This window comes from Luteitalea sp., assembly GCA_009377605.1.
Lineage (GTDB): Bacteria > Acidobacteriota > Vicinamibacteria > Vicinamibacterales > Vicinamibacteraceae > WHTT01.
In genome coordinates this window covers 52,227-76,341 of the sequence record WHTT01000003.1, presented here as the reverse complement: position 1 = coordinate 76,341, position 24,115 = coordinate 52,227, and the positions used below count along the sequence as shown (strand labels likewise).

Below are 24,115 nucleotides of genomic sequence, written 5' to 3'. Positions count from 1 at the left end.
TCGCGTCGCTCCCGTTGCGTTGTCGCCCACCGCGCTGATAACCCGCCACGCAGCTCCAACGGGTCACGCGCGGTTCGTTCGCCCGGCAGCCGACACCGTCGTGGCCGGTGTGGTATCGGTCCGACCTCCGTGTCGTGATCATCTCAAAGGGAGCGTCAGCAGATGTTCGGCGATTTGCCGCATTCTCAAGGACTTTCGGTAATCAGCGCACTAACGGCCGCGCTCTGGATCGCCCCTTGCTGTTGGATGGGGCATGATTCATCGTGCTTTTTCACTCTGTGCTTCTGGCAGATGGACAGCAAGGTCGACCCGCACGTCGCATGCGCGTCGCGGCCGCCCCGTTCTCCTTTTGCTTCCACTGTTACTGGCTGTCAACTGTGCGATGCCCGTTCGCCGCAAGAGCGAACCTCCCATGGTACCGTTGCGGCCGGTGTCCCGTGAAGTCGCCGATTCCTGCACGACACAGTTGCCGCCCAATGTCGTGGTGCCTCCATTCTTGCAGCCGCACGTCGAAGAGGCGTTGCGCAGCTCGCCCACCCTTCGCGCGCAGTGCCACAATCTGGCCCGTACGCCGTCGGTCTTCGTTCGTTTTCTCGCTGGTGGCTTGCGTGGCGATCGGCTATACGCCGCTCGCGCGGAGATTCGGAAGTACGAGGCTGGCGCGATGATCGCCAACGTCGTCTTCTACCTTCCTGGGAACGTGGTCGAGGTCGTGGCTCACGAGCTGGAACACGTGCTGGAGCAGGTGGAGGGGCTCGAGCTACGCCACTTGGCCGAAGTCCGCGGAAGTGGGGTGCTGCGGGTGGGTCGAGACAACTACGAAACGGACCGCGCCTTCGACGTGGGACGCCGCGTGAGCGCAGAAGTCAAAGCCAGCCGGTTGCAGCAACGAACGGCGGAACGCCAGGCAGATTCGGTGGCGGCACACGCTACGGTGCCGTGACCACCCGTCACTTGTTCGCCAGTGGAACCGAACGCCCCGCTTAGGGCCTGTCAGGGAATAAGTGTGCCGTTCTGGGTGTCGAGGCGCCCGTCTGGCAAGGCGCGAGGAGTACGCATACCGGGAGTATGTAAGCGACGAGCAACGCTGCCAGACGGGATGCATCGGCAGCCAGAATGGTGCACTTATTCCCTGACAGGTCCTTACTTGCGCAGTGCTGGTAACGGCTCTCCCTTCGGCACGAATTTCAGCGCGACGCCGTTGTTGCACCACCGCTGTCCTGTCGGCGGCGGGCCATCGTCGAACACGTGTCCCTGGTGACCACCGCAGCGCGTGCAGTGATATTCGGTACGTCTGAAGATCAGCTTGTAGTCGCTCTTGGTCTCGACGCTGCCGTCTATCGGCCTGACGAAGCTGGGCCAACCCGTGCGACTATCGAACTTGGTGTCAGATTCGAAGAGGGGGAGAAAGCAGGCGGCACAGACGAAGGTCCCTTCACGCTTCTCGTTGTCCAGCGGGCTCGAGAACGAGCGCTCGGTCCCTTCCTCGAACAGCACCCGGTACGCGCCTTCGGGAAGGAGCTTTCGCCACTCCGCCTTCGACTTGGTCAACATGGCCTTCGTCTCCTGCGTGCCTCCGGACGAGCCGCTCAAGCGGGACCAGCCTCCGCCCGCGAGGGCGGCGCCCAGGGTTCCAGCCGATACCGTAAGGAAATGGCGGCGCCGCATAACTCACCTCTCTAGCAAGGCTGGGACATCTATAGTCTTACCATGATATGACGCCGAAGGCCGGGGATGGGTGTCAGGCTGCCCAAGAGGAGTAGGCGAAAATTCTCGCAGGTTCCGGATTCCTGATTCTGTGACACCTTTTGGCCGGGACCGCGTCTTAAGATGTAGACTCATCGTTTCGAGCCCAGCGCCTCGGACTTCGCCTGGACCAACTCAAGGAGTCCCCTGATGGCACGCGCGCTACTGTCAGTTGCCGGTGTCCTCCTGCTCGCTTCGGTTGTGGCGTCCGGCGCCTCGAGCCCTTCGATGGTCGAGAGGTCGGCGATCGGCCAGCCAGACAAGGCGCCCCCCGCTGAGAAAGGGCTGGCGAAGGCGATCTTCGCCGGAGGGTGCTTCTGGTGCATGGAGCAGCCCTACGACGAGATCGACGGCGTCGTGTCGACGACTTCTGGCTACACCGGCGGCCGCACCCGGAACCCTACCTACGAGGATGTCTCGGCAGGCGGAACGGGGCACGCGGAGGCCGTGGAAATCGTCTACGACCCGGCGAAGATCAGCTACGAGCAGCTGCTCGACGTCTTCTGGCGCAATGTCGACCCCCTCGACAATGGCGGACAGTTTTGCGATCGCGGCTCTGAGTACCGTACCGCGATCTTCGTGCACAATGCCGAGCAGCGGGCAGCGGCAGAGAAATCCAAGGCGGCGCTACAATCCTCGGGCCGTCTCCAAGGCAAGATCGTGACCGAGATCGTCGACCAAGGGGCGTTCTATCGCGCAGAGGACTATCACCAGGACTACTACCAGACGAATCCCCTACGTTACAAATACTATCGGTTCAGTTGCGGCCGCGACAGGCGATTGAAGGCGTTGTGGGGCGAAGCAGCGACGCACTGATCAAGACCAGTAGGGCGCGTTCGCCGACTCGTCCGCCGTAGCGCGGAGCGCGAAGGCGTGAACGCGCCGTCAGGACGCCTCGGTGAGATAACGGCCGCCTCGGCGAGGCGGCCCTACCTTACGTGGTTACTCGCTCAGGTCCGGCGGTGAGGTGAAGATTCCTGGACCGGGGGTGAGCACGTTGTTGGGATCGAACTGCCGCTTCGCTTTCACGAATCGCGACCAGACCTCTGGACCGTAGTGCTCTTGCCACTCGGATTGCTCCCGCACGAGGCCGTACGGCGCGTATCGCTTTCCGCCAGCAGCTCGCATCTCGTCGATTAGCTCTGCGCCTGAGGTCAGCAACTCCTCGAACAGGCGCGGCTCGTCGACCGGCGCGCTGCGAAACAACCAAGCGGAGACCGCCAGACGCTCGCTCGGCATCTTGAACAGCGGTCGCGTGAAGCGCGCCGTGTCCATGACAGATGATGCGAACACCCAGGTGTCGCCAACAGTCGCTGCACCGTTCAGTACGTGCTCTTGGATGAACGATTGGCCGCGGGACCAGGGCAACCAGGTAACAACCGACGGGTTACGCCGGGACACCCGCATCTCGTCTCGCTCCGGCTGCTCGGTTGGTATCGGGACGAACGACTTCGTCGTCAGATACTTCCAGTAAGGCAGGTGCACGGTGGCCTCGCGACTCGTGAAGCGGAGGCCATCTTGTCGCTTCGTCAGCTCGGCATCGCTGGAGGCCGAGAAGCTTCCCACTTCGATCCGCGGCCTCCAGCGGCCCGCCGAATCCTTGATGAACCTCCCTTCGAGGTGCTCGAAACGGCCGTCTTCGACCAGGCGCTGCTGATCGGCATAAAAGCGATCGAGATCGTCGTAGAGGAGGTTCTGGCGCACCACTTGGTCAGGGGCTGGGATGAGCCCAATCCGCGCTCTGACGATCAGGCCGCATTGGCCCAGACCGGCGAGCACCATCTCGAAGAGCTCAGGCTCACGGTCGGCAGAACAGGTCGTGAGCCGTCCCTCTCCGCTCACCACGTCGAGCTCGGTCACCATATCCACGAGGCCGCCGAAACGATGGCTGGTGTGTCCCCACGTGCCCACGCTGACACCACCGCCGACCGAGAGCGACATCGTGTCTGGCATCACACCGGGTGTGAGACCTTTCTCGAGCGTCGCGCGAGTCACCGCCTCCCAGGTTGCACCGGCTTGCGCATCGACGAAATCCTCACCAATCTTCACAACACCACCGAGCGTGCTCGAATCGACGACGATCCCGGCTTCGGCTTGCGACTGGCCATACACCGAGTGGCCCTGACCGCGCATGGCGATATGAAGACCGTGCTGGTTCGCGTAACGAACCATCGCGACGACATCCTCGACCGAGGTAGGCTGCAGGACAGCGCGAGGTTTGCGATGAACGATGTTGCCGTTGTCGAGCGTCACGGCATCGAGCGCTGCCTCGTCGAACGACAGCTTGCCCGCGAGCCGTGGCAACCGCTCGAGCGGGCGCGCGGCGGATCCATTCATAACCCATGAGCGCCTGTCCGGATCGAAGCCCACGACGAGCGCACTCGGCGCCGCAAGGGCCCGCGTCAAAAAGGCGCGGCGAGGCAGGCGGCCGGACATCGAGTCCTCCATGTCTTCCAATACTATTCAACTTTTGTGACGTTTACCGCACGGGCGGGTGTCGCGGACGCCTCGGCGAGATGACGGCCGCCTCGGCGAGGCGGCCCTACCTAGAGCTGCTCGATCTCATCGATTTCGGCGGCGCTCAGCCTGAACGTCGCCGCGCCGATGACGCCGTCCACTTGCTCCGGGCTGCGCGCGCCCACGATTGCCGCGGTCACGGCGGGGTGACGGAGCGTCCAGGCGATGGCCGTCTCGCCAGCGCTTCGGCCGTGCCTCTGGCCGATCTCCCCGAGCTTGCCGGCGATCCGAAGATTCTGTGTCAGCTTCGGCTCCTGGAACTCGACGCTTCCGCGACGCCAGTCATCCGGCGCCAAGCTCGCCACGCGCTCTTTCGTCATGCGACCAGAGAGCAAGCCGGACTGCATCGGCGAATAGACGATGACGCCGACCTGGTGTGCCTGACACCAGGGTAGCAGCTCTTCCTCGATGGAGCGACGCACGATGGAATACGGTGGTTGGTTGCTCGTCACCGGTGCAATCGCCTCCACACGCTCGAGATCTGCCACGGTGAAGTTCGAGCTGCCGATGTAGCGAACCTTCCCTTCCTGCACGAGCGCAGCGAGCGTCGTCCAGGCCTCGTCGAGAGCGTCAACATTGGCACCGGGTGGCGCTCCGTGCCAGCGCGGCCAGTGAATCTGCAGCAGATCGATGCAATCGACGCCGAGACGCCGGAGGCTGCTCTCCGCTTCGCGGCGGATCGACTCGGCATGCAGGCTGTGCGAGAGATTCCTGTTGTTATCCCACACTAAGCTGCATTTCGTGAAGATGTACGGCCTGCTTCCCGCTTGGAGCTGAGCCACCGCCTGGCCGACGACCTCTTCGGAGTGTCCGAGCCCATAGGCGGCTGCCGTGTCGATCCAGTTGACGCCGAGACCGATGGCCCGATGAATTGCTCGAACCGACGCCTCATCGTCTTGGGGTCCCCAAGCGAACTGCCAGCCTCCCCCACCGACGGCCCAGGCGCCGAATCCAATCGGTGTAATGCGAAGATCACTTCGTCCAAGCCGTCGCGTTTCCATGCCAATCGATTGTAATCGGACTGGGCAAGAGTGAGAGGGTTTGTTAGGATGCCTCACGCCGAGGGAAACGGGACAGGCCCTTCTTCCCCGCTCTTGGAACCGAGGCAAATGATGAGACGGCTCTGGCTGCTTCCGGCATTGGTTGGAACGCTCGCATTGGTCGGCCTTGCCCAGTCCCGGCCGAAGGGTGAGGCCATGACACAGCAAGAAGGCGTGTCTCTCAGATCAACCGACGCATCGGTCGAGCTCATGACGCTGGATCCCGGTCACTTCCACGCCGCATTGATCCAGCAAGAGATGTATCCTGGTGTCGCAGATGTCGTGCACGTCTACGCGCCGCTCGGCCCCGATCTCGTCGGACACCTGAATCGCATTGCACAGTTCAACAGTCGCGAGGAGAACCCGACTCGCTGGCAGCTCGAGATCCACACGACGCCAGAGCCGTTGGAGCGCATGCTCGACGAGCGTCCGGGGAACGTCGTCGTGCTCTCTGGCCGCAATCGGGGCAAGATCGATCGCATCCTGGCCTCGGCGAAGGCAGGGCTCCACGTGCTCGCGGACAAGCCGTGGATCATCTCGGCGAGCGACTTCTCGAAGCTCGAAGCGAGCCTCGATGCCGCCGAGGAGAACGATGTCGTTGCGTACGACGTGATGACCGAGCGATACGAGATCACGACGATTGTGCAGCGGGAGCTCGTGCAAGACGAGGCGGTCATCGGTGAGGTCGTTGCGGGAACCGTGGCGGAACCGGCGGTCCATCTCGAGAGCGTGCACCACTTGATGAAAACGGTGGCCGGCGTGCCCAACCTTCGCCCTGCGTGGTTCTTCGATACGAAGCAGCAAGGGGAAGGTCTTTCCGACGTGGGCACCCACCTCGTGGACCTCGTGCCCTGGATGCTCTTTCCCGAACAGGGGATCGAGTATCGCAAGGACATCCAACTGGATTCCGCAAAGCGTTGGCCGACGACGATCTCCCTGGCCGACTTTCGCCGCGTGACAGGTGAAGACGACTTCCCGTCGTTTCTTGCGCAGGACATCAGCGAGGGCGAGCTGCAGTACTTCTCGAACACAGAGGTTTCCTATGTGTTGCGCGGCATTCACGTTGGGGTGAAGGTGGCGTGGAACTTCGAAGCGCCACCCGGCGCGGGGGACACGCACCTGGCGGGTGTGCGCGGCAGCAAAGCACACATCGAGGTCCGGCAAGGCGCCGAGGAAAAGTACCGTCCGGAGCTCTACGTCCTGCCGGTCAACGATGCCGAGCGCGGTGCCATCGTCTCTGCCGTGAAAAACCGAATCGCCCAGCTTCAGTCACGCTATCCCGGTGTGGCCGTCGAAGAGATGGACGACCGCATTCACATCTCCGTGCCGGACAAATATCGGACGGGACACGAGTCTCACTTCGCCGAGGTGACGCGTCAATTCCTGGAGTACGTCCGCGCTCCAGAGACAGTCCCGGCGTGGGAGAAGGCCAACATGCTGGCGAAGTACTACGTCACGACGGAGGGCGTGGAGCTGAGTCGCCGCAGCAATGAACCGAGCGCGGCACGGTGACGAGGACCACTCTATGGGAATGATGCGAAGTGTGTTGCTGGCCGGCTCCGAGAGTCGTTGGCTCCGTCACCAAGCGCCGCGCCTCGGCTTCGTCAAGAAGGCCGTTTCGCGCTTCATGCCGGGCGAGCAGGCCACCGATGCGCTGAACGCCGCCGCAGCGCTCCGACAGCACGATATCGCCACCCTGCTCACCTACCTCGGAGAGAACATTGCCGACATCGAGGAAGCTGCGCGTGTGACGCAGCACTACGCGGACGTGCTGAGACGGATCAGGGCAACCGACTTGGACTCACAGATCTCCGTCAAGCTGACGCAGCTCGGCCTCGACGTCGACAAGGACACCTGCCTGGCGAATCTCCTGACCCTCGTCGAATCGGCCAGCCTGCAGCGCAGGCGCGTCTGGATCGACATGGAGCAGCACACGTACGTCGATGTCACACTGGAGCTGTACCGGCAAGCACTCGCCAAGCTCCCCAACGTCGGCGTGTGCCTGCAAGCCTATCTCTATCGGACCGCCAGCGACCTGGCCAGTCTCATCCCGCTCGGTGGCGGCATTCGGTTGGTCAAGGGTGCCTATCGTGAGTCGCCGTCGATCGCGTACCCGCACAAGGCTGACGTGGACCAGAACTACCTGACCCTGGCCAAACAGATGATCGCGCCGGAGGCGCGAGCAGCAGGACTGTGTGCCGTTTTCGGCACGCATGACGAGCGGATCATTCAGGCCATCCAAGCGCATGCTTCCACAGCCGATGTCGCGCGGGACGCCTTCGAGTTCGCCCTGCTCTTCGGCGTTCAGCGCACGGAGCAGATGCAGCTTGCCGCCCAGGGATATCGTGTCCGCGTGCTCATCAGCTACGGAGAGTATTGGTTTCCCTGGTACATGCGCCGGCTCGCCGAACGACCCGCCAACGTGTGGTTCGTCGCGCGGTCGCTGTTCGCGCGCTAAAAGGAACTGGGTACCTTTTCGCGCCCTTTCGCCAAACCACGAAGGACATGAAGAATTCAACCACGAAGGTCACGAAGAACACGAAGAAACAATTGATCTTCTTCTTCGTGTCCTTCTTTCTTCGTGACCTTCGTGTTCTTCGTGGTTTAGAGGCCAGCTAGCCGTTGAAGTACAGATACGCCGCCAGGATGAGCAGGACCACAGTCACCGAGCCGAGCACGTCCTGCCGATCCCAGCTGCTCCGCGTCTCCTGCCGCTGCGCCTCGGTCACGGTGGCGTACGTGAGCTCGCGAATCTGCGCCTCGGCGGGCGCCGCCGTCGCGTAGCTCACGATGATCATCGTTGCTGCCGACACGAGGAAGATGAACAGGCTGTAATATTGGAAGTACGTGTTGTTCACAATCCAGAGCAGCGACCCTTCCGGATAGCCGCTCTCGAAGCCTGCAAGCCCCAGGCTGACCGGTGTATCGACGGCCAGCCGGAACACTCCTAGGAGGAACCCGAGAACGAGCGCGGCAAGGCATCCCTGTCCATTGAGCCGCTTCATGAACACGCCGAGAAAGAACACCGCAAAGATGGGCGGCCCCAGATAGCCCTGCACACCTTGTAGATACTCGTAGAGCCCCCTCGCGCCCTGAATCACTGGAATCCACAACAAGCCCACGAGCACCATCACCGTTGTCGCCACGCGGCCAATCCACACGAGCTGATGCTGCGACGCGCTTGGATGCAGCTTGCGGTAGAAGTCCATCGTGAAGAGGGTCGAGCAGGCATTGAAGACACCAGCGAGCGAGCTCATGAGCGCCGCCAGCAAACCTGCGACGACCAAGCCGCGGACGCCAGCCGGCAGCACCGCCTGCACCATGAGCGGAAATGCACCTTGGGCGGCTTCCGGAATTGCGCGGCCCTCGGCGTCCACGATCGTTCCGAGCAGGTCGGCGCGGCCCGTCTTTGCAAGCGCCAGCGCGATCATCCCTGGAATGATGAAGATGAAGACCGGCAGCAGCTTGAGACACGCCGCGAAGATCGTGCCGCGACGCGCGGCGGTTTGGTCCGGCGCGCCAAGCGCGCGTTGGACGATGTACTGGTCGGTGCACCAATACCACAAGCCGATGATGGGCGCGCAAAAGAGCATGCCCACCCATGGATAGTCGGTATTGAAATACCAGGCGATGCGACCCGGCTCCTTCACGGGCAACCAGGTGCCCTCCATGCCGGCCGGGATCAGGGGCTTCCACAGGTTGAACAGGTCTGGCTCGAGCGCCGCCCGGAACTCGCCCCACCCTCCGAGCGCCGCGAGACCATAAATAGTGAGCAGCCCCGAGCCCACCACGAGGACGACCGTCTGGACCGCCTCGGTGTACGCCACCGCGCGCAGGCCACCGAGCACCGTGTAGGTGCCCGTGAGCACCACCACCAGCACGGAGCCAATCCAAAAGCTGTTCAAGACCATGCCGCCGATCGAGATTTGCAGGCCGGGTAGGAGCGTGCCAAACACGACACCGCCAGCAAAGATGCCGACCGCGATCTTCGTGATCACGTACGCGACGAGCGAGATCAGTGACAATACCCAGCGCGAGGCGGGCGAAAATCGGCGCTCGAGGAACTCCGGCATGGTGTAGACCTTCGAGCGCATGTAAAAAGGCACGAAGACCCATCCGAGGACGAGCAGACACCAGGCGTGCAGCTCATAATGTGCGAGCGCCACGCCGCTGGTGGCACCCGACCCGGCAAGGCCAACCACATGCTCCGAGCCGATGTTCGACGCGAAGATCGAGGCGCCAATGACGAACCAGCCCAGGTTGCGGCCCGCGAGGAAGTAGTCGTCCGCGGTGTCCCTGGCCTTCCCGATGACCCACCACGCGAGCGCCATCAGTCCGCCAAAGTACGCGAGGATAATCAACCAGTCGAGGGTCGTCATGCGAAACCTCTTCCACGTCGGCGCGTTGGCATGGCTGCATAGGGTAGCAAATAATGGGCGCGAAGCTACAGGCCAATCGCGTATGTCAACGGCACCCGTTCACACCGAAGGAGGCATTGTGCGAGAGCTGGCGGTCTTCAGTGGGAGCGCGCATCCGGAGCTGGCGCGTGAGATCTGTGCTCATCTCGACACCCCGCTGCTGCCCGTGCGCGTCCAGCGGTTCGCCAACGATTGCCTCGAGGTCCAGCTCCAGGCCAATTGCCGGGATCGCGACGTCTTCCTGATCCAACCGCTGGTCCCGCCGGTCCAGGAGCACCTGGTGGAGCTGCTGTTGATGCTCGACGCCGCGCGTGGCGCATCCGCCGGCCGCACGACGGCCGTGATGCCACACTACGCGTATGCGCGCTCCGACAAGAAAGATGCGCCGCGCGTCTCGATCGGCGGGCGGCTCGTCGCCGACCTCCTGGTCACGGCCGGGGCCAATCGTGTCCTCACGATGACCCTGCACGCGCCGCAGGTGCACGGCTTCTTCAGCATCCCGGTCGATCACCTCCACGCGCTCCGCGAGCTCGCGGATCACTTCCGCCGATACGACCTCGCAAACACCGTGGCCGTTTCCCCTGACCTCGGCAACGCCAAGCAGGCGGCGGCTTTTGCTCGGCTGCTGAATGTCTCGGTCGCCGCCGGCGCCAAGCAGCGATTCACTGACGAACGCGTCAGCATCACCTCCATCATCGGAGATGTCGCCGGTCGCGATGTGATCGTCCTGGACGATGAGATCGCGAAAGGGACGACCGTTATCGAGCTGCTGAACCGCTTGAGGGAGGAGAAGGCCGCCTCCATCCGCGTCGCGTGCACGCATGGCCTCTTCGCCGCGGACGCCCTCGATCGGATCCACGATCAGCCCGACGTGCTCGAGATTGTCTGTACGAACACGGTGCCGATTCCGGCGGCGAAACGGCGGCCGAAGCTCGAGGTGCTGTCGATTGCCTCCGCCCTCGCCGAAGCCATGCGCCGCATTCATCTCGGCGAATCGGTCAGTGCGCTCTTCGACTCACCGTGACGCTCATCAGTGCTTCCTGAAGACGACGACCCTGTTGGTGTTGGTGCCTTTGCTGTTGTTCGTGACCCCCCAACAATTAGCAGTCTTCGTGAATCGCTGCGTGTTGATGAGCAGGAGCACCGGCTCGAGGCCGGCAGCGATTCCGGCAGGAACGACCGCATCCTCCAATCGCACGGCTCCCCCTCTGACTTCGCCAACCTCGAAGGCGACATGGCCTCCGGGACGCAGCACGCGCCTCACCTCCCGCAGCACCTCGGTCACGAACTGCTGCCACGCAGCCACCTGCCTCGAGAGGGTGACTGGAACAGCCGAGGCGTCGATACCGCAGAACCAACAGCGCAGCCAGTTGTCGGTCTTGTAGTCGACAACGTCGAGAAACGGTGGTGACGTCACGACGAGCGCAACGGAATTTGCGTCGAGCTGCGGGGTGTCGGACGCCCTGCCCACGATGAGGCGATGGTGCGGCGTCGCTCGGTCGACGAGCGCCCCCACTTCGGCGCTGCAGTCGCGAAGCAGCGCCCGACTCTTGCGAAGGATAATCTTGCGGACGTCGCGCTCGGGAGGCACCTGGCCACGACGAGCGTTGATCTTCGCCTGCGATTTCGGTGAGACCGCCTGGTTCGGAGGCAGCGTGTAGACTGAGAAGAATCCTGGAGAGTGTCCGGTGAGCCGATTCACCGCCACCATGCGGATCCAGCGATCCGCGCGAGTGAGCGTTCCGGCGCGCTCCTTTGCAAGTAGATGTTGGCGCAGCGCGCAGATCTGGCGGAGGGTATGTGGGTGGTAGAAGACCAACAGCCGTTCCGGGCATGCTTCGACGTCGCTCAGCACAGGTGCTTCGACGTCGCTCGCCAGCGGCTCGACGGCGCCGCCTGCGTGTATCGCACCGAGGTCAGCGGGCTCCAAATCTACGTCCGCGAGCGCACGCTCGACTTCAGCGAGTGTGGGCGGAGTCAATCTGGGCTCGCAGAGCACACGGCTCAGAGGATTGATGTCGCATCCATAGGCGCGGCGTCCCAGGAGCGCAGCTTCCACGAGCGTCGTCCCTCGCCCCATGAAGGGGTCATACACCGCATCGCCCTGCTGGGTCAGGCGCTCGATGAAGAACCGCGGCAGCTGCGGCTTGAAGCAGGCGCGATACGACACCTCGTGCAAGCTGTGCGCTGCTCGCTGCCGCGCCGTCCAGAACTCGTTGAGGAACGCGTCAATCTGAATGGCACGACCGCTGGCGGCAATCGAGACCGCCTCGACCACGGTTGGTGCGCCGCGCCAGTCGAAACGTCGCAAGGCCTCGCCGAGCGCCCCGCTGGCAGAATCTTCGAAGGGCAGTGCCCGCGCTTGGCTCATCGTTGTCATCGGGCTGTCAGGTGCGGACCGCACGAGTACAATTGGCTCAGCAAAGATAGCACGCGACAGCCCGTATGACTGCACCGCTCTGGACGCCGTCGCCCGAACGGATCGAGCAAGCAGAGATGACCCGCTTCCGCCGGTTCGTGGAGCAACGCCATGGCAGATCGCTCCCAACCTACGCGGCGCTGCACGCTTGGTCCATTCAGGATATCGCGCGCTTCTGGCACGAGTACGCCGCCTTTGCCGCGATCCGCTTCGCAACCCCCCCGCAGCGGATCACGAGCGACGACCCAATGCCGCACACGCGGTGGTTCGAAGGGGCGACGCTCAACTACGCGCAGGCGCTGCTCGAGCCCGCAAGCCAGCCATCCGCCTCCGCCACCGCGATCGTGGCGGCCGACGAGACGGGCTACGAGCGGCGGCTTGCGTGGGCCGACTTGCGGCAGGAGGTGGCACGCTCGGCGGCCGCGCTCCGTCGCGAAGGCATCGGTCGCGGCGATCGCGTCGCGGCCTACATCTCGAACGTCCCTGAAGCCGTCATCCTTCTGTTGGCGTGCGCCTCGATTGGCGCCGTCTTCAGCTCCTGCTCACCGGACTTTGGCATCGACGCCGCCTTCACGCGATTCCATCAGATCGAGCCAAAGCTGATCGTCGCCTCCGACGGGTACGTGTACGGCGGCACGTCTCACGAGACCTTGCCGGTCGTGCGAGAGCTGGGCGCGCGTGTTCGCCCGTCGCGGGGCATCGTGCTCGTCCCGCGACCGACTGAACGGCCGCGCCCAGGCTGGCACTCTTGGGAGGATTGGCTGCCGCGGGATTCCCGCGTACCAGCCTTCGAGCCGCTTCCCTTCGATCATCCCCTCTGCGTGCTGTACTCCTCCGGCACGACGGGCCTCCCCAAGGCCCTCGTCCACCGCACGGGAGGTGTGCTCCTGACGCACGACAAGGAGCTCCGCCTACATAGCGACATCAAGCCAGGCGACGTGCTCTTTTATTTCACGACGTGCGGCTGGATGATGTGGAATTGGCTCGTCTCGGCGCTTGCGCAGGGGGCGACGATTGTGCTGTTCGAAGGATCGCCGTCCTACCCCTCCCTCGAGCCGCTCTGGCGGCTGGCCGATCGGATAGGCATCACGCACTTCGGCACGAGCGCGCGGTACATTCACGCCTGTAAGGCGGCCGAGCTGCGTCCGGCCGGCGTCGCGCGGCTCGACACCGTGCGCACGGTTCTGTCTACCGGCTCACCGCTGTCCACATCAGGCTTCGAGTGGGTCTACGAGGCGGTCAAGCGAGACGTCCATCTCGCAAGTGTCTCCGGCGGCACCGACATCGTCGGGTGCTTCATGCTGGGCGTCCCCACCGAGCCGGTCTACGCCGGTCAGATTCAGGGGCCAGCTCTCGCGATTGATCTCGCGTGCTATGACGAAGCCGGCCGGCCGGTGGTGGGACAGCCGGGAGAGCTCGTGTGTCGGCAACCGTCTCCATCCATGCCGCTGATGTTCTGGAACGACCCCAGCTTCGCGCGATACAGAGCCGCGTACTTCGAGCGGTTCCCGGGTGTCTGGCGGCACGGCGATCTCATCGAGATGACCGGCGAGAACGGCATCATCGTCTACGGCCGGAGCGACGCGACGTTGAACCCAGGTGGTGTGAGGATGGGCACTGCCGAGATCTATCGCCCGCTCGAGGGCATCTCGCAAGTCGTGGAGGCGCTCGCCGTCGGGAAGAAGGAAGCCGATGATGAGGTCGTCTGGCTCTTTGTCGTGTTGCAGCCTGCCGCGACGCTCGATTCGCAGCTGACGGAGCGGATCCGTGCTGCCATTCGAACGAAGGCCAGCCCGCGTCACGTGCCCAAGCACGTCTTCCAGGTGAGCCAGCTCCCGCGGACGCGCAGCGGCAAGGCCATGGAAATCGCCGTCGCACGCCTGATCAATGGCGGACAAGTGCCAAACCTGGAGGCGATGGCCAACCCTGAGGCGCTGGACGAGATCACCCACGCCGTCACAAGTAGACCGGGTACCCTTTCGGGATGAAAAAAGGTACCCGGTTTCATTTCATTTCCTCGGAGGTAATCGTGCGCCGGATGTCGCTTCGTCATCGATCGCTCGCCATTTTCCCGCTCGTGGCACTGGGCGTACTGCTCGGTTGCGCCGTACCGGCTCTCGCGCAGTCGGCGCCGCCGCCAGGCTTCACGGCACTGTTCAACGGCAAGGACATGGCAGGCTGGCACGGCATGCCGCACCTGGACCCGCGGAAGCTGTGGGCGATGTCGCCCGACGAGCGGGCGGCGTACCTCGAGTTGCAACGGGCGGAGTTCGAACGGCACTGGCGTGTGGAGAACGGTGAGCTCGTGAACGACGGCGAGGGTCCGTACGCCACGACCGACGAGGAGTATGGCGACATCGAGCTGCGGATCGAATACAAGACCGTTCCCAAGGCCGACAGCGGGATCTATCTACGTGGAAACCCTCAGGTGCAGATCTGGGATTACACCCAACAGGGCGGCAAATCGAACCTCGGCGCCGAGAAGGGCTCAGGCGGGCTGTGGAACAACAGCCCAGGGGCCGCGGGCAAGGATCCGCTCGTCGCCGCCGACAAGCCATTTGGTGAGTGGAACCTGCTCCGCATCATACAGGTTGGCGAGATCACGACCGTGTGGCTGAACGACGAGCTCGTGGTCGATCACGCACGCATGGAGAACTTCTGGGATCGTGAGGCACCCCTCTGGCCCAAGGGACCGATTCAACTCCAAACCCATGGGGGCGAGATTCGGTGGCGTCACATCTTCGTTCGCACGATTCCCGTCGACGAAGCCAACCGGTATCTCGCCGAGCGGGACGCGAAGGCGTTCGAATCGATCTTCGACGGCAAGACGTGGGCGGGATGGACCGGTCCGCTGGATAGCTATGAAATCACGCCCGACGGAACGATCCGCTGCAAGCCCGGCGAAGGGGGGACGATTCACACGAAGCGCGAGTACGGCGACTTCACGGCACGCCTCGAGCTCACGCTGCCGGCAGGCGGCAACAACGGCCTCGCCATCCGATACCCGGGCCAGGGGGACACGGCCTACGAGGGGATGTGCGAGCTGCAAGTGCTCGATGACACCGCGGAGAAGTACGCCGAGCTCGACCCGCGCCAGTTCCATGGGTCCGCATACGGCATGGTTGCTGCCCACCGTGGCTATCAGCGTCCGGTCGGCACGTGGAACTTCCAGCAGGTGACCGTGCAGGGCTCGCACATTCAAGTGGAGCTCAATGGGACACGCATCCTCGACGCCGACCTTGCGACGGTGACCGATTTCGCGGGCGGCAAGCCGCACCCCGGCAAGGATCGCCGATCGGGGTACTTCGGCTTCGCCGGCCACAACGATCCCGTCGAATACCGCAATGTGCAGATCAAAGCGCTCCCGTAATCTCGTTAGCAGGATAGATGTTGACCCTCGGCCGCGCTGAGTGATAATGTGACCACATGAGCGACTACATTAAGCGCCCGGCTCACCCGAAACGATCGGGGAGGACGGTTGGCGTTCGCGAGCTGAAGACGCACGCCGCGCACATCGTGCGCCAAGTGCGAGAGGCGCAGGCGTCGTACGTCGTGACGCATCGGGGCCGCGCTGTTGGTGTCATTCTGCCCGTCGACTCAGCGGAGGAGGCCGCGCAGACCGCGGAGGATCCAGACGCCACGGCGGCGTGGAACGCATTCCTGCGGGCTGGCCGCCGCCTCGAGCGCCGCTTCCGCCCGGGCGTGAGCGGGGTTCAGCTCCTCTCGTCGATGCGACGCTAGTGTGGTGTCTCACTAGCAATGGCCCCTGCCAAACCCGTTGGCCGTTCGTCGAGGCGGGCGAGCAGGTCTAAGAATCCTAGGTACACGGTTGACGCGAGCGTCTTCGTGAACGCGTTCAATCCGCATGAGGAGGGCCACACAGAAAGCCTTCTCCTCCTCTCCGAGATCCAGGACCGTGGAGACCCGGTCATCGTGCCGACGTTGCTCGTTCCGGAGATCGCCGCGGCGGTAGCGCGGGCCAGTGATGACCGCACTGGTGCTCTAGAGTACGCAAACGCGAGCGCTGCGCTCCCCCATGTGACGGTCGTGCCCCTCACAACGCTACTGGCAAAACAGGCGGCCGAGCTGGCCGCAACCCATCGACTGCGAGCCGCTGACGCCACGTATGTCGCGGTCGCCCGCAGATACGGCACCACGCTGGTGTCGCGCGATGACGAGCAGCGGACGCGCGGCGCCGCGGTGGTGAGCTGTCAGACGCCCGAGGAGGCGCTCCGTATGGAGGAAGGGGGAGACACAGGCCCCTTTTCCCGTCGTTTGGCAGGAGCAGCCAAGTCCGGGTAGAATAAGGTTCGTACGCTCCGGCTATGCGAAAGATGTCACGTCAGCCGTTCGTGCTTGCCTCCCACCGCGACTCTGCGTGTCGCTGTCGATGCGCGTGTCGCTTGCCGCGGTAACGCGGTCGTAACGGCCGCGCCCTTCCGCGGCGCCTCCAAGTTATTCATTCTTCAGCTGATAACGCCTCTCGACGGGCTGGACGCCTCAGCGCGGCGAAGGGGCAGCGTTGACGGCGCGGTGTCCAGCGTGAGCCGTGCGCGTCCGACGGCAGGATGCTCGACATGCATACGACCTTGGCCAGCAGAGAGGACGTGAGCGCCGCTCCTCGAGCGGCGCCCACCAGCTCCTCGCCGCTAGACCTCATCGGTAACACGCCGCTCCTTGCCTTGCAGCGCCTGCGGCCGGCGAATGCTCATGTGGCAATCCACGCCAAAGCCGAGTGGTGGAACCCAGGCGGCTCCGTGAAGGACCGCGCCGCCCTTGCCATGATTCGCGACGCCGAGCGACACGGCATGCTGCGTCCAGGCCGGACGATTCTCGACGCCACCTCAGGGAACACGGGCATCGCCTACGCGATGATTGGCGCCATCTTGGGCTACCGCGTGAAGTTATGCGTGCCCGCCAATGTCACCCACGAGCGCAAGCGCATTCTAGCGGCTTACGGTGTCGACCTCGTCTTGACCGACCCGCTGCAGTCATCCGACGGCGCCATTCGCGAGGCGCGCCGGCTGTACGCCGACGATCCAGAACGCTACGTCTACTTGGACCAGTACAACAATCCGGCGAACTGGCGCGCGCACTACGAAACCACGGCAGAGGAGATCTGGGAGCAGACTGAGGGTCGAGTTACGCACTTCGTGGCGGGCCTGGGCACCAGCGGAACGTTCACGGGCGTCACTCGCCGCCTCAAGGAGCTCAACCCCGCCATCCGCGCGATCTCGTTCCAGCCAGACGACCCCTTTCATGGCCTCGAGGGCCTCAAGCACATGGCCAGCGCCATCGTGCCGGGCATCTACGACCCGACCATCGCAGACAACGATCTTGCCGTCTCGACGGAGGAGACGTACGCGATGGTGCGCCGGCTGGCTCGCGAGGAGGGCTTGCTCGTCGGCATCTCGTCTGGTGCTGCACTGGCGTGTGCCCTGCGCCTCGCGAGCTCCCTCGACCAGGGCGTCATCGTCACCATTTTTCCGGACAGCGGCGACAAGTACCTGAGCGAACGCTTCTGGGAAGCGGAATGAAAATGGAAAAGGAACCGGGTACCTTTTCGGGAGCGAAAATGTACCCGGTTCCTTTTTCCGCTATCATGGCCGCGCAACCATGCGCGTCTATCGAACCCTCCAGGGACTCATCGTTGAATCTGATGGTGCCTTCAGATCCGTACCAGGCGGTGACTGGGATGCCCTCGTCAACGCCGACGATGTGGCTGCGTTCGTGAGCTCGGCAACACCCTGCCCCCCGCATGCCGCCGATGAGCTGATCGCGCCCATTGGCACGCAGGAAGTCTGGGCTGCCGGGGTTACGTACTATCGCAGCCGCGACGCGCGCATGGAGGAGGCGCACGACGCTGGTGGCGGCGACTTCTACGCGCGTGTCTACGACGCAGCGCGGCCCGAGCTCTTCTTCAAAGCCAACGCACACCATGTCATCGGGCCGGGTGGTGCCGTCCGGATTCGGCGCGATGCCGCTTGGAGCGTGCCAGAGCCAGAGCTGACACTCGTCCTGAGCTCACGCGGCAAGATCGTCGGCTACACGATCGGCAACGATATGAGCTCGCGCGACATCGAGGGTGAAAATCCGCTCTACCTGCCGCAAGCCAAGGTGTACAACGGAAGCTGCGCGATCGGGCCGTGCGTACTCGTCGCCTCCAAGCCACTTCCGGGCGACACGAGTATCGTCCTGGAAATCGAACGTGACGGCGTCGAGACTTTCCGCGCGGCAACGACGGTCAACCAGATCCGCCGGCCGCTCGATGAGTTGGTGGAGTATCTCTACCGAGAACTGAGCTTTCCCACCGGCTGTCTGCTGATGACAGGCACGGGCATCGTCCCGCCGAGTGACTTCACGCTGCAGCGCGGCGACGAGATCCGGATCACGATTGAGCCCATCGGTACGTTGATCAACCAGGTGGCTTGAAACACGCGTGCGACCGGTTGTCGGTAGGGCCGCCTCGCCGAGGCGGCCGTGACGGCGCGGGAGGCTGACGCGCCCTACCATCGCACCGAAACTTGACCCAACGAGTCGAGTTTTCCGGTGCCTCAAGGGTTCTTGCGGACCGCGGCCTCCGGCCGCGCTCCTCGACGCTCACTCGACGCATCGACACGTGACCCAACGAGTCACGTTGCCGGTGCCTCAAGGGTTCTTGTCAACGCACGATTACCAAGGCAAAATCGCCATATGTCTCTTCACGGACAATCCTTCATTGCGGGACATCTGAGCCAGGGCTCGGGCCACGTCTTCCGTGCAATCAATCCGCAACGCGCCACGAGCCTCGAGCCGGCGTTTCACGAAGCGTCGCTCGATGATGTCAACGGGGCCCTGGAGGGAGCGGCGTCGGCCTTTGCCGTGTACCGCGCGACGACCCCAGACACGCGCGCCCGCTTCCTGGATGCCATCGCCGAAGAGATCATATCGCTCGGCGATGCGCTCATCGAACGGGCTCACAGCGAGACCGCGCTTTCACAGGATCGTCTCATCGGCGAGCGCGCGCGCACGTGCAGCCAGCTCCAGCTCTTTGCTGCCGTAGTGCGTGATGGATCCTGGGTGGATGCGCGCATCGACAATGGCAACCCCGATCGCCAGCCGCTGCCGAAACCGGACATCCGCCGGCTGCTCGTGCCGATTGGCCCGGTCGTCGTCTTTGGTGCCAGTAATTTTCCCTTGGCGTTTTCCGTCGCGGGGGGCGACACGGCGTCCGCTCTCGCTGCCGGGAACCCGGTCGTGGTCAAGGCACACGAGGCACACCCCGGCACATCCGAGCTCGTCGCGTCCGCCGTCGCCCAGGCCGCCGAGCGTTGCGGCCTGCCGGCCGGCGTCTTCTCGCTCCTGCATGGGCGGGGCCCAGTGATTGGCGGTCCACTCGTTCAACATCCCCGGACATGCGCGGTTGGCTTCACGGGCTCGCTCGGGGCAGGGCGTGCGCTCGCCCAGGCGGCGGCAGCTCGACCGGATCCGATTCCGGTGTTTGCCGAGATGGGAAGCCTCAACCCTATCTTCGTCTTGCCGGAAGCACTCGAGACGCGGGGCGCAGCAATTGCCGAGGGGTTCGTTCGATCGATGACACTGGGGGTCGGACAATTCTGCACCAAGCCCGGCCTCCTCTTCACGTCCGGCTCTACCGACGACGACCCGTTCTTCGAGGCAGTCGCCGGCCACGTCCAAGCCGTCCAGCCCGGCTCACTGCTCTACGCAGGCATTTGCGAGCGCTTCGAGAGCGGCCTGTCGGCTGTGGCGGCCACGCCTGGTGTATCGAAGCTGGCGGCGGCGGGCGCGCCGGCTGATCGCTCTCGTACGGAGGCGACAGCGAACGTCTTCATGACGAGCGCGGAGACCGTGCTTGCGCAGGATTCACTGACGCACGAGCTGTTCGGGCCGTTCGCGCTGATCGTGCGAGCAACCAGCCTCACACAAATGGAACAGGTCGCTCGCGCGCTCGAAGGCCAGCTCACGGCAACGGTTCACGGGACCGATGCCGACTTGGCCGCCGCCGGACGGCTCATCGAGATCCTCACGGACAAGGCTGGCCGTGTTGTCTTCAATGGCTATCCAACGGGCGTGGAGGTGTGTCACGCCATGCACCACGGCGGGCCGTGGCCGGCAACCACGGATGCACGCTTCACGTCCGTGGGAACCGCGGCGATTCTGCGATTTGCCAGGCCAGTCTGCTACCAGAACGCACCGCAAGGGCTCCTTCCGCCGGAGCTGCACGACGAGAACCCGCGCGGCATCTGGCGGCTAGTCGATGGCGAGCTGACGAAGAAGTGAAAAAAGGGGACAGGCCCCTTTTTCGTCTGCGCCAGTTCTCGAAAAAGAGGCCTGTCCCCTTTTCTACCTGCTTCCGGTCGCGCTTTCCGGTGGGTCGCCGGCGGCCGCTTGCTGGGCGATGATGAGCTTGCGAGCCGGACCGCGCATCGCCGGTAAGCGATACGCAAAGAGGCTCGCTCCGCCCACGCAGGCGGCGCCGCCGATCGCAACAGTCAGTGGCGGACCAATCGCGTCGGCCAGCGCGCCCGCCAGGAGCGCGCCAAACGGCGCCATGCCCATGAACATCATGGAGTAGACCGACATCACGCGGCCGCGCAGCGCGTCCGGCACCATCGACTGGATGAGCGTATTCGACGCGGCCATTTGGAACATCATGAAATAGCCGGTCGGTAGGAGGATCAGCGCCGAGAGCCAGAAGTCTCGTGACAGTGAGAAGAGCACGAGCCCTCCACCGAAGCTTGCGCACGCGATGGCCACCCACTTCCCCAGCCCCTTGAGGTCTCGCCGCATCGTCAATGTCACGGCCCCGGCGAGCGCGCCGACGCCAGCAGACGCGAGCAGCGTGCCGTATCCCCAGACGCCGCCGCCAAGCATTTGATCGGCGAAGATCGGCATGAGCACCGTGTAGGGCACACCCATCAGGCTCACGAGGCCAAGGAGGAGGAGCAGTGCACGCACCGGCTCGGTGCGCGCGACGAAGCCAAGCCCCTCGAGGATGCTGGCCCACGCCGGAACAGAGGCGTGCACGTGAGGCCGAGACGCGACTCGCATCGCGAGCAAGCCAGCAATGACCGCGATGTAGCTGAGCCCGTTGATGAGGAAGCACCAGCCCTCACCGACCACGGCCACGGTGACTCCGGCAATCGCAGGGCCGGCTACCCTTGCGGCGTTCACCATGGAAGAGTTGAGCGCGATGGCGTTCTGAAGGTCCGCGCGACCGACCATCTCGAAGACGAAGGCCTGCCGCGCCGGCATGTCGAACGCGTTCGCAACGCCGAGCAGGGTCGCGAGGATGTAGAGATGGGAAAGCCGCACGACGTCCAGCAATGTCAACGTGCCCAGCAGCAGCGCCAGCGCCATCATCGTCGCCTGTGCGGCGATCACGACACGGTGGCGGCTGAGACGATCGGCGACGGCACCGCCGAGCGGCGCGAACACGAAGACCGGAATCTGCCCGGCGAAGCCAATGAGGCCGAGCTGTACCGACGAGCCCGTGAGGCGGTAGACGAGCCAGGCCTGGGCAACCATCTGCATCCAGGTGCCAATGAGCGAGATGAGCTGCCCCGACAGGAACAGCCGGAAATTCTGGTGGCGAAGAGAGCGTAGCGCACGAGGAAGGGGCATTGAGAAGTGCTTGGTCCTTGGTTCTTAGTGCTTGGTGCGCCTTGGCGTACCGAAACACCGAAGCGTACCAGGCGCACCAAGGACCAAGCACTAAGGACCGTTCTTTACCGGAAGCGGGTGAGCATGACGTCGACGTGCCTTTGACCCCGCGGCGCCTTGTGCCACTGCACCAGGATCGGGCTCTGGTATTGGCCCTGCACGAGGGTCCCGCAGCCCATCCGATCACGGTCGGAAACGAGCAGGCTGACGGCACGTTTCATCCTCAAGAATCGGGAGGCGGGCAACGCAATTACACGCGAGACGACCTGCTCGACGAAGGACTCTCGCAGGCCGAGGGCGTCGAAGATCCCGTTGAAGACCCGTACTAGATCATATTTCGCGTAGTCGATGGTCTTGTTGGGAATCGCACGTGGGTGCGCGAGCATGCTGCGGCTCTTCTCAGCGACGAAGCGCACCGGATTGTGCAACACCTCCGCGAGATCGTGGCGCATCAGCAGGGTCTCGTACTCGTTGATCGTCAGGCCGGCCTGTCGCTCGCCGGAGGCAAGCGAGAGGTGAACACGGCCCTTCTGGACTCCATGCCGCGCCACGAGCTCCTGAAGTTGCTCGTAGACGCCGAGCCTCGGACTCTTCAGGTTGATTGAATCGACCGGATGCGCCGAGACGGGCACGACGAGGCGCTCACGCGTGACGACCTCCTCTTCGTTGAACCCGAGCACTGTCGTCTGCCGACGCCGTGGTTGCGCGCCGTTGAGCCCATCCAGGTCCACGAAGTAGACCGGTTTTCCTGGACGATTGAGATAGGTGACGACCGGTGACAGTCCGGCGCCGATGAACGCGAGGTGCGAGTCGGCGTTGCGGGGCTCGACACGTCGCTGCTCGTCGGTGAGCTCGCGCCGCAGGTGCAGCTTGTCGTGCTCGTAGTCTGCGCCTGGCGGAAACAACGTCCGGAAGAGCTCGACGTAAGGTGCGACGCGGTCGCGGCGATGCTCGAGCCGCGACGCGAGGCTCTGTTCCAGATATCCGGCGGTTGTATGGAACGAACAGTAGAGGGCGCGTGAATAGGCTTCAACGAGATCACCGTGCTCACGCGTCAGGCGACGGCGGACGTCGATGACGTCGAACCGTGCTCGCGGGCTAACCTCTAGCGTAACCTCAGTAGGCGATGTCTCCATGCGCACGCGTGAATCGGTCAAACAGTTTAGCGCACCCGCTCGGTCAAGATCGAGTGGCCGACGAGCCGTGTCGCTCGATCTTACCGTGGGTCTATACTTTGCGGCCTGGCGGGCCCAGGGCGTCTGGCCTCACAGGTTGGGGCACCTCCAGCGGTTGGACGGCGCATGCTCAACCTGTTCAGCTAGCTCAGCTTCGCGCGTCATGGGATTCCTCCTGGAGGACGAACTCTGACTCCCACTGATCTAAGAATGCCTCAGTGGAGGTCGAGAAGATAGAGGGACACATGCCGGGTAAAATCGAGGGTACTTCCTACTATTGGAGGCTGCGACGCGTGACGCGAACGGCGCTCAGCATCGCTCTCGGCTTGCTCGCGACGGGCGCGCTCGCCTCGTCTCGCGGCAACGTGGCGACAATGCCTGACCCGCCTGCACAATCAATCCAGAACGGCCTCTGGGGTGGCGAGCGCGTACGGCTCACCGTCACGGCGGACGGCGCGACGGTCGAGTACGACTGCGGACATGGCAGGATCGAGCAGCCGATCTCACTCGACGCGCAAAGTCGGTTCGAGGTGTCCGGATGGCACGTACAGGAGCAAGGAGGGGCCCTGCGGGAAGGTGCGGCCGATCGGAAGCTCGCCGCGCGATACGCCGGGCGCGTGCGCAACGACCACATGACGTTGACGGTCGAGCTCACGGAAAGCGGCACGAAGCTCGGGACGTTTTCGCTGGAGCACGGCAAGGCCGTTCGTTTGGTCAAGTGTCGCTAGTCTTGCACTCCCCTTGCCAAGTCATGGGACAGCGCGTATTCTTACCCTGACGAAGCAAGGGGAACATGCCGAGGAACATCATCGATTCGGTCCAGGGAACGCTCGACTTCTTGATCTTGAAGACGCTCTCGGGTGGCGAGATGCACGGGTATGCCATCGCCCGGTGGATCTTCGACTTCTCCGGAGAAGAGTTGCAAATCGAGGAGGGCACCCTTTATCCCGCCTTGCATCGCTTGGAGGACAAAGGCTGGATCGCGGCCGAGTGGGGCTCGAGCGAGAACAATCGCCGCGCGAAGTTCTACCGCCTCACGGCCAGGGGACGGCGAGAGTTGGCGGCGCGTACGGCGAGCTGGCAGCGGTTCACGATGGCTGTCAACCGCGTGATCGACGCGAGTCCTGCCAGGTAGGA

The 24,115-nt window shown here is 63.9% G+C and carries 21 protein-coding genes; 14 read left to right on the top strand and 7 right to left on the bottom strand.

The window, feature by feature from the left end:
- Positions 1-412 precede the first annotated feature (412 nt).
- The gene (locus GEV06_01805; GenBank protein MPZ16639.1) at positions 413-943 is read left to right on the top strand and encodes a hypothetical protein; all 531 of its coding nucleotides are present in this window, start codon (positions 413-415) and stop codon (positions 941-943) included.
- A gap of 200 nt (positions 944-1,143) precedes the next feature.
- Here GEV06_01805 and msrB read toward each other — a convergent pair whose 3' ends face one another.
- Positions 1,144-1,668 carry a peptide-methionine (R)-S-oxide reductase MsrB gene (msrB, locus tag GEV06_01800; protein ID MPZ16638.1) on the bottom strand — a complete coding sequence of 175 codons (525 nt, stop codon included), beginning with the start codon at positions 1,666-1,668 and terminating at the stop codon, positions 1,144-1,146.
- Positions 1,669-1,896: 228 nt separating this feature from the next.
- On the opposite strand from msrB, the gene msrA reads away from it, so the two are divergent.
- Complete coding sequence (gene msrA / locus GEV06_01795; protein MPZ16637.1) at positions 1,897-2,562, top strand: peptide-methionine (S)-S-oxide reductase MsrA; 666 nt, start codon at positions 1,897-1,899, stop codon at positions 2,560-2,562.
- Positions 2,563-2,688: 126 nt separating this feature from the next.
- Here the strand turns inward: msrA and GEV06_01790 are convergent, their stop codons facing one another.
- Positions 2,689-4,194 carry an FAD-binding protein gene (locus tag GEV06_01790; protein MPZ16636.1) on the bottom strand — a complete coding sequence of 502 codons (1,506 nt, stop codon included), beginning with the start codon at positions 4,192-4,194 and terminating at the stop codon, positions 2,689-2,691.
- A 98-nt stretch (positions 4,195-4,292) separates the two neighbouring features.
- Entirely contained in the window at positions 4,293-5,264 is a 972-nt protein-coding gene (locus GEV06_01785; protein ID MPZ16635.1) for an aldo/keto reductase, read from the bottom strand.
- Positions 5,265-5,312: 48 nt separating this feature from the next.
- On the opposite strand from GEV06_01785, the gene GEV06_01780 reads away from it, so the two are divergent.
- Both GEV06_01780 and GEV06_01775 read left to right on the top strand, forming a co-directional pair.
- Positions 5,313-6,815: an oxidoreductase gene (locus tag GEV06_01780; protein MPZ16634.1), complete on the top strand. Its 1,503-nt coding sequence runs from the start codon at positions 5,313-5,315 to the stop codon at positions 6,813-6,815.
- Positions 6,793-7,761, top strand: a complete 969-nt coding sequence (locus GEV06_01775; GenBank protein ID MPZ16633.1) for a proline dehydrogenase — start codon at positions 6,793-6,795, stop codon at positions 7,759-7,761. Before GEV06_01780 ends, GEV06_01775 begins: the two co-directional genes overlap by 23 nt.
- A 157-nt stretch (positions 7,762-7,918) precedes the next feature.
- Here the strand turns inward: GEV06_01775 and GEV06_01770 are convergent, their stop codons facing one another.
- Positions 7,919-9,682, bottom strand: a complete 1,764-nt coding sequence (locus GEV06_01770; GenBank protein MPZ16632.1) for a sodium/solute symporter — start codon at positions 9,680-9,682, stop codon at positions 7,919-7,921.
- Between the two features lie 118 nt (positions 9,683-9,800).
- Between GEV06_01770 and prs the strand changes: the two genes are divergently transcribed.
- Positions 9,801-10,745 (top strand): ribose-phosphate diphosphokinase, encoded by a 945-nt coding sequence (gene prs, locus GEV06_01765; GenBank protein MPZ16631.1) that lies wholly within the window; start codon positions 9,801-9,803, stop codon positions 10,743-10,745.
- Between the two features lie 6 nt (positions 10,746-10,751).
- Here the strand turns inward: prs and GEV06_01760 are convergent, their stop codons facing one another.
- On the bottom strand, positions 10,752-12,092 hold the full coding sequence (locus GEV06_01760; protein ID MPZ16630.1) for a site-specific DNA-methyltransferase: 1,341 nt from the start codon (positions 12,090-12,092) through the stop codon (positions 10,752-10,754).
- Positions 12,093-12,166: 74 nt separating this feature from the next.
- Between GEV06_01760 and GEV06_01755 the strand changes: the two genes are divergently transcribed.
- The 7 genes from GEV06_01755 to GEV06_01725 all read left to right on the top strand — a co-directional run bounded on the left by GEV06_01755 (position 12,167) and on the right by GEV06_01725 (position 20,420).
- Positions 12,167-14,128 (top strand): acetoacetate--CoA ligase, encoded by a 1,962-nt coding sequence (locus GEV06_01755; protein ID MPZ16629.1) that lies wholly within the window; start codon positions 12,167-12,169, stop codon positions 14,126-14,128.
- Positions 14,129-14,178: 50 nt separating this feature from the next.
- Positions 14,179-15,510: a DUF1080 domain-containing protein gene (locus GEV06_01750; protein MPZ16628.1), complete on the top strand. Its 1,332-nt coding sequence runs from the start codon at positions 14,179-14,181 to the stop codon at positions 15,508-15,510.
- A 56-nt stretch (positions 15,511-15,566) separates the two neighbouring features.
- Positions 15,567-15,881: a type II toxin-antitoxin system prevent-host-death family antitoxin gene (locus GEV06_01745; protein MPZ16627.1), complete on the top strand. Its 315-nt coding sequence runs from the start codon at positions 15,567-15,569 to the stop codon at positions 15,879-15,881.
- An 18-nt stretch (positions 15,882-15,899) separates the two neighbouring features.
- A complete protein-coding gene (locus GEV06_01740; protein ID MPZ16626.1) occupies positions 15,900-16,442 on the top strand; it encodes a PIN domain-containing protein in 543 nt (180 codons plus the stop codon).
- 275 nt (positions 16,443-16,717) lie between these two features.
- Positions 16,718-17,677, top strand: a complete 960-nt coding sequence (locus GEV06_01735; protein MPZ16625.1) for a cysteine synthase — start codon at positions 16,718-16,720, stop codon at positions 17,675-17,677.
- 79 nt (positions 17,678-17,756) lie between these two features.
- Positions 17,757-18,572 (top strand): 2-hydroxyhepta-2,4-diene-1,7-dioate isomerase, encoded by an 816-nt coding sequence (locus GEV06_01730; GenBank protein MPZ16624.1) that lies wholly within the window; start codon positions 17,757-17,759, stop codon positions 18,570-18,572.
- Between the two features lie 261 nt (positions 18,573-18,833).
- Positions 18,834-20,420 carry an aldehyde dehydrogenase family protein gene (locus GEV06_01725; GenBank protein MPZ16623.1) on the top strand — a complete coding sequence of 529 codons (1,587 nt, stop codon included), beginning with the start codon at positions 18,834-18,836 and terminating at the stop codon, positions 20,418-20,420.
- A 63-nt stretch (positions 20,421-20,483) separates the two neighbouring features.
- Here GEV06_01725 and GEV06_01720 read toward each other — a convergent pair whose 3' ends face one another.
- Together GEV06_01720 and GEV06_01715 are read right to left on the bottom strand one after the other, a co-directional pair.
- Positions 20,484-21,764: an MFS transporter gene (locus GEV06_01720; GenBank protein ID MPZ16622.1), complete on the bottom strand. Its 1,281-nt coding sequence runs from the start codon at positions 21,762-21,764 to the stop codon at positions 20,484-20,486.
- 104 nt (positions 21,765-21,868) lie between these two features.
- Positions 21,869-22,939, bottom strand: a complete 1,071-nt coding sequence (locus GEV06_01715) for a hypothetical protein (GenBank protein MPZ16621.1) — start codon at positions 22,937-22,939, stop codon at positions 21,869-21,871.
- 284 nt (positions 22,940-23,223) lie between these two features.
- On the opposite strand from GEV06_01715, the gene GEV06_01710 reads away from it, so the two are divergent.
- Both GEV06_01710 and GEV06_01705 read left to right on the top strand, forming a co-directional pair.
- Positions 23,224-23,706, top strand: a complete 483-nt coding sequence (locus tag GEV06_01710; GenBank protein MPZ16620.1) for a hypothetical protein — start codon at positions 23,224-23,226, stop codon at positions 23,704-23,706.
- Positions 23,707-23,771: 65 nt separating this feature from the next.
- On the top strand, positions 23,772-24,113 hold the full coding sequence (locus GEV06_01705; protein ID MPZ16619.1) for a PadR family transcriptional regulator: 342 nt from the start codon (positions 23,772-23,774) through the stop codon (positions 24,111-24,113).
- The last annotated feature ends 2 nt before the right edge of the window (positions 24,114-24,115 follow it).